Source organism: Protofrankia sp. Cr1, assembly GCF_963555865.1.
Classification (GTDB): domain Bacteria; phylum Actinomycetota; class Actinomycetes; order Frankiales; family Frankiaceae; genus Protofrankia.
Genome location: NZ_CAUVXO010000292.1, coordinates 1 through 6,214 on the forward strand (window position 1 = coordinate 1; position 6,214 = coordinate 6,214).

Annotated in this window: 5 protein-coding genes; all 5 read right to left on the bottom strand. The window is 67.5% G+C overall.

All coding sequences use genetic code 11. The annotated features are described in order from the left end of the window. The coding region (locus U9980_RS19330; RefSeq protein WP_322769211.1) for an NAD(P)/FAD-dependent oxidoreductase at positions 1 to 1,082 on the bottom strand (1,082 nt) is incomplete at its 3' end. Then, positions 1,079 to 1,372: a phosphopantetheine-binding protein gene (locus tag U9980_RS19335; RefSeq protein ID WP_322769212.1), complete on the bottom strand. Its 294-nt coding sequence runs from the start codon at positions 1,370 to 1,372 to the stop codon at positions 1,079 to 1,081. The genes U9980_RS19330 and U9980_RS19335, both read right to left, overlap by 4 nt. After that, on the bottom strand, positions 1,369 to 1,698 hold the full coding sequence (locus tag U9980_RS19340; protein WP_322769213.1) for a hypothetical protein: 330 nt from the start codon (positions 1,696 to 1,698) through the stop codon (positions 1,369 to 1,371). Before U9980_RS19340 ends, U9980_RS19335 begins: the two co-directional genes overlap by 4 nt. After that, positions 1,695 to 2,168 carry an AMP-binding enzyme gene (locus U9980_RS19345; RefSeq protein ID WP_322769214.1) on the bottom strand — a complete coding sequence of 158 codons (474 nt, stop codon included), beginning with the start codon at positions 2,166 to 2,168 and terminating at the stop codon, positions 1,695 to 1,697. The genes U9980_RS19340 and U9980_RS19345 overlap by 4 nt, the downstream gene beginning before the upstream one ends. Before the next feature lie 322 nt (positions 2,169 to 2,490). Further along, on the bottom strand, positions 2,491 to 6,214 hold a 3,724-nt coding region (locus U9980_RS19350), incomplete at its 5' end, for an acyltransferase domain-containing protein (protein WP_322769215.1).

Here is a 6,214-nt window from a genome sequence, read left to right on the forward strand (position 1 = left end):
GTCACGTAGTTCGCGAACCGGCCCTTACGGAAGTCGCCGGCCTCCGCGGCGGCGATGATGTCGGCAAAGGCCAGTCGGGCACTGTTCATCGCGACACTCACGCCGCTGGAGAAGATCGGGTCGACGAACCTGGCGGCGTCGCCGATCATGACCATCCCGTCTTCGCACACCGTCCGCATGCCGTAGCTGTAGTCGCCTTCGGCCTTGAAAGGGCGTACCCGTGCTGCCTTCTTCAGCGCGTCGTGCAGCGGAGGCCTGCTGTTCACCGAGTCCCAGAAGAAGCTTTCGAGATCATCCTTGTTCTCCTTGAACCGCGCCTTCTGCGTGACGACCCCGACCGACGTGATCGTGTCAGTGATCGGGATCTGCCATACCCAGGTGTCGCTGAGCGGCAGGAAGTGGATGAAGATGTACTCGGCCTGATTCTGGTTGTGCGCCAGCGCCTGGCGGTCGAGCCCTTCGAACCAGCTATGCACGGCGTACTGGTTGAACACCGGGTCGGGCACCTTGACCTTGAGCTGCCGCCCCAGGAGAGTGCCGCGTCCGCTGGCGTCGACGACCATCCGCACCGCCACGTCCGTGCTCGCCGGGCCGAGTCCGACCCGCAACACCGGACGGTCAGGATCGGCGAAGTCCACGCTTCGGACCCGTCCCCCGGAGAAGACCTTCGCGCCGAGGCTCTCCGCATGCTTGAGCAGGATTAGGTCGAATCGGCCGCGGTCGACGTGAAAGGTGTAGTCACGGTCGACACCGAGCTGATCGCGTTCGTTGAACAGCACGTCGGCCGCGCCGAGGCCGTGGTCGTGGACCTGGAAGCCGAGCGGGTCGACCCCATGCGCCTGCACCGATGTCCACGCGGCACCGTACTTGCGCGGAAAACCCGCTGCTTCGATCTTGTCCATGGCGCCGATCTCGAGCAGCACCGGCGTGGTCGCCGGCACCAGAGACTCGCCCACGTGTTCCCGTGGAAACACCTCGCTCTCGAACACGGCGACCGAGAGGCCGGCCTTGGCCAGGTAGGACGCGGCCGTCGAGCCTGCCGGGCCGCCGCCGATAATGCCGATGTCGTAGTCGTGGTTCACCTGTTCTCCAAGGGGGCGGCGGCGGTCTGGGTGCGGAGGGACAGAACCAGATCTGTGATCGTCCCCACGGTGCGGAAGTGTTCGTCGGTCATGTCCCTAGACGGAACCCGGAGACCGTCCTCAGAGCCGATGTGTGCCAGCAGCCGTGCGGTGCGGACCGAATCCAGCACTCCCCATTCCAGCACCGGACTGTCGGTCGTGATCTTTTCGGCCAATGCCCCGATTTCGAGTTCGTTAGTGACGTAGTAGAGCAGCTGATCGAGCAGCGTTGCGCGGTTGAGGTCGGTCACGGGTTCTCCTCGTGTCGGGGATGGGTCACGGCGCGCGCGACGACGTAACTCGTCGGCAGTTCCAGTGGTCGCCCGCCGGAATCGTTCTCCGTGGTGTGCAGGGGGATGTCGCCGTCGGCGACGACGTCGAGCCCGCTTCTTTCGAGCAGCTGTGTCTGTCGACCGCTGCCGCAACCGATGTCGATGAGCGGCAGGAGCGGATCGAGGCGGTCGCGGAACAGCGGGAGATGCCGCGCCGCGGTCAGCTCGGGTGATGAGTCCCAGAGCGCGGCTCCGGGTTCGGTCGGCAGCACGGTCCAGAAGTCGTTCCAGGCTGTGCCCGTCATGCCTCGGCCCCCCTTGCCGCGAGGCCGCTGAGCGCTACGCGATCGACCTTCCCGTTCCCGGTGCGAGGAATTCCATCGATCAGGTGCAAAGCATCGATGTTCATGTACGCAGGCAGGTGGTTCGCGCAGTGGCGTTTCAGGTCGATCAGTTCGGGTGCCGTACCCGTCTCAGGGACCACGAAGGCGTGCAGCCTCGCCTGCAAACCTGTGCCGACGACAAGCACGACGGCATCGCGTACGGCTTCATGAGCGGCGAGCGCGGTAGTCATCTCGGCCGGCTCAACCCGGTGGCCGCGGACCTTGGCCATGTCGTCGAGCCTGCCTCGGTACTCGAGCAGACCGTCGGCACCGTACCGGCCGAGATCACCGGTGCGGTAGGGACCGGCCTGGGGCTCCGCGCCCCAGTAGCCGAGCATGAGCGATTCGGCGTCCTGCTCGGCCCGTTCCAGAGCCTGCCGACACGCTCGCACCGCCATCTCAGGCGCGGGCAGTTAACCGGCGACCGTGACACTGGTGATCCCGTATGCCTCCGCGGCGGTCCGATCGATCAGTCCCCGATCTACCGCCCAGCCAATGGGCACCCGATCGGGTAGAAAGGCACCTAGGCCGCTGATCAGTACATCAGGCGTCTTCAATGACGGCTCCGATTCTTTTGACCCTGTGTTGGTTCGGCACGGCAAGGGGTCGGTACCGGCTGTTCGGCTCCGCGCCGAAAGTCAGCCCGGTATCGGTGAAGTGAAGGGGGAGCAGGGAAAGACCTTTCCTGCTCGTGGCCAGCACCCACGGTGTCACCTAGCCGGACCGCAGAGATTCCTTCAAATGCTGGGCGAGGTCCAGGCATGACGGGTGCTCGAACACCATGGTGGCACGCAGTTTAAGACCTGTAGCCGCACTAATCCTGTTGCGAAGATCAACTGCGGTCATGGAATCTATTCCAAGATCACCGAATACCGCATCGGCTGACACAGAATCCTTTGACCCATGGCCGAGGACCGTAGCCACATTAGTGTGGACTAGATCTAGCAGCCTGCTGTCGAGTTCCTGCTCGGTGAGATCCGTAAGCCAATTCTTCAGCCCAGGCTCTGTTCGGGCCGCCGCCGATTGCGGAACCCGCGGGCGAGCGGGGAACAGACGGCGGAACAACGGCGGGAGCTTCGAGGTGGCCGCTTGCTTGCGCAAGGCGGGAACATTCCATTCAACTCCCGCCAATACGGTTCCGCCGACCCCGTCGAAGGAGTCCAGGAAGGTGAACGCGCGCCTCAGGGCCGTTTGCCGCTCGCCTCTGGTCGCCCCCGTCTCTTCGGCGGAGTCGCAAGCGCCTTCATCCTGGCCGCCCCATGCCAGTGAACGTGTCGCGAAACCGCGTCTCGCGCGATCTCGGCCAAGCGCTTCCATGACAGCACTCAAGGCCGCGAGGCCAACGCGTTTGTCGTCGCCGAGGATTCCGGCAGCCGACGAGAACAGCACGAGCTCGGAACCTTCCTGCTCGCGAGCCAGGCCATCGAGGTGCAGGATCGTGTCCATCACGCGCCGCACCGCGCTGCTGAAGTCTTCCACCGGCCATGACGCGACCGCGCCCTCATCAGGCATGCTGACCGCGTACACGATTTCCGTGACCGCCTGCTCAGCGGATGCTGCCACGACCAGTTCCTCCAGGGTGTCAGGGCTGGCTATTTCGCGCGCCACCCCGGTCACCCTGACGCCCAGTTCGGCCATCTCCTTCTTGAAGCTTGAATTGTCGCCGACCTCGCGGTCGCCTGCCATGATGACGTGCCGCACATCGCGCTCGGCCGCCAGATAGCGGGCAAGCGACCTGAGGGGCCGTTCATGCCCTCCGACGATGAGTGCCGCCCCCGGGCGACTTGGCCTTGCCGTCCGCTCCGAAGCGGGCACCGCGCTGGCCCGGGCGAGCCTGGGGACGAGCATCTCACCCTGCCGCACAGCCATCTGGGCTTCCCCTGTGCAGATCGCCGCTCGCGTGGCACGCCAGGACGCCCGGCGCCCGTCGGTGTCCAGGAGCGTGAACCGGCCGGGATACTCCAGCTGAGCTGACCTGATCACGCCCCAGATAGATGCGCCCGCCATAAATGGCGAACGCTTATCGCCGTTATCGCCGGGCGCCGACACCGCCCCGTGCGTGACGAAGACCAACTGGACGGAATCACATGCGCGGTCCGCCAGCCATGTCTGGACCTGCGCCAAGGCCCGGGCAGCCGCCTGTGCCACGCTTTCGCTGGTTTCAGCGCCGGTGGCGCCGTTCGCGGGGGCTACCAGCGCAACGTCTATGGCCTTGCCTCCCGCGATGGCGTTCGTCAGGGCGGCGAAGTCCGGATACGCGTCGGCGTATATGCCCCCGGCTGTCAACGATGACCTGAGCTCGGTCCGTCCTCCTCCGACTACCGCCCAATGCTCCGGCTCGATAGTGGGATCGGTCAGGCCAGCGGTCCACTCCACGTGAAACAGCGAATCGTCCTGTGCCGTTTTAGAAACGTCCATATCCGCGGCCGATACCTGCTGGAAGCGGATGCGCTCAACCGCGGCGAGCGTCCGGCCCGCGTCGTCGGCGGCGGTGAGCGTGATCGCGTCGGGCCCGGCAGGAGCAACCTTGACCCGCAAAGCCGTCGCGCCGGCGGCGTGCAGACGAACACCAGTCCAGGAGAACGGCAACTTCAGCGTGGACGGGTCACCGGCACCAGCCAGAAACGAGCAGTGCAAGGCCGCGTCCAGCAACGCGGGGTGGATCCCGAACCGGACGGCCTGGCCGTGCTGCTCCTGAGGGAGCCCAACCTCGGCGAAGGCCTCTTCCCCACGCCGCCACGCCCGCCGCAACCCGCGAAACGACGGCCCGTACCCGTAACCAGTCCCGGACAGCTCGTCGTAGAGCTCCTCCGGTGCCGCCGGCACCGCACCCGCCGGGGGCCACTCCCCCCAAGCCGGGACCGGCTGCCCGACACCGGGACCAGACGGGGACACCGCGCCGCGGGCATGCAGCACCCAGCCCACACCGGGCAGGGCGTCCTCACGGCGCGCGTGGACCTCCACCGCCCGCCGGCCGGAAGGGTCACCGACGGCAACCGACACCTGAACCTGAACCCCGCCCTCGGCGGGCAGGACAAGAGGCACCTCCAGCGTCAACTCCTCCAGGACATCGCAGCCCGCCTGCTCGCCCGCCCGCAACGCCAACTCCACCAACGCGGTCCCCGGCACCACAGCCTTCCCCAGCACCTGATGGTCGGCCAGCCACGGGTGCGCCCCGACCGACAGCCGGCCCGTGAACAGCAGCTGGCCCGTCCCGGCCAGCTGAACCGCCGCCCCCAGCAGCGGATGCCCCACCAGCTCCAGCCCCGCAGCCGCCACATCCCCGACCGCCCGCGACCCCTCCAACCAATACCGCCGCCGCTGGAACGCATAAGTCGGCAAATCCCGCGCCAACCGCGCCCCGGAGAACAGCCGCTCCCACCCCACCGGCACCCCCCGCGCCCACACCGCCGCCAACGACAACGCGAACCGGCCAGCACCACCCTCACCCCGACGCAACGTCCCAGCCACCGTCACCCCGTCATACCCACACCCCTCCGCGACATCCTGCGCCGCCGCAGCCAGCACCGGATGCGGACTCGCCTCCACCAGCACCCGATAACCGTCCCCCAACACCGCCGCGACCGCGTCCGCGAACCGCACCCGCCCACGCAGATTCCGATACCAATACCCACCATCCAACGCCGTACCAGACAGCAAACCCCCAGTCACCGCGGAATAGAACGGAACGGACCCCTCCACGGGCGCCAAACCCGCCAGCAGCCCGGCCAACTCCTCCTCCAACTCCTCAACCTGCGGCGAATGCGACGCGTAGTCCACCGGCAGCATCCGCGCCCGCACCCCCTGCGCCTCGCACCGCACCGCAAGCTCCTCCAACACGGCCCGCTCCCCCGACACCGTCACCGCGCCCGGCCCATTGACCACCGCCACACACACCCCGCCCCCCAACCCCGCCAACCACGCCGCCACGTCCTGCTCCCCAGCCGAAACCGACAGCATCGCGCCCCGACCCGCCAACCGCCGCAACGCCCGACTCCGCAGCGCCACCACCCGCGCCCCCTCCTCCAGCGACAGCACCCCCGCCACCACCGCCGCCGCGATCTCCCCCTGGGAATGGCCCACCACCGCCGCAGGCTCCACCCCGACAGACCGCCACACCCCCGCCAGCGACACCATCACCGCCCACAACACCGGCTGCACCACATCCACCCGCTCCAGCGCCACCGCATCAGACAACACATCCTCAAGACGCCACCCGGTGAACGGCGCCAGCGCCACCGAGCACTCCGCCAGACGCTCCGCGAACACCGGGAACGCCTCCGCCAACTCCCGGCCCATCCCCACCCACTGCGACCCCTGCCCAGGGAACACGAACACCACCGGACCCAGGTCACCCCCGCACGCCCCAGCCACCACCACCGCACCATCCACCACCGCGCCAGCCGCGGCAGTCCCACCGGCCTCCACCGCACGCAAA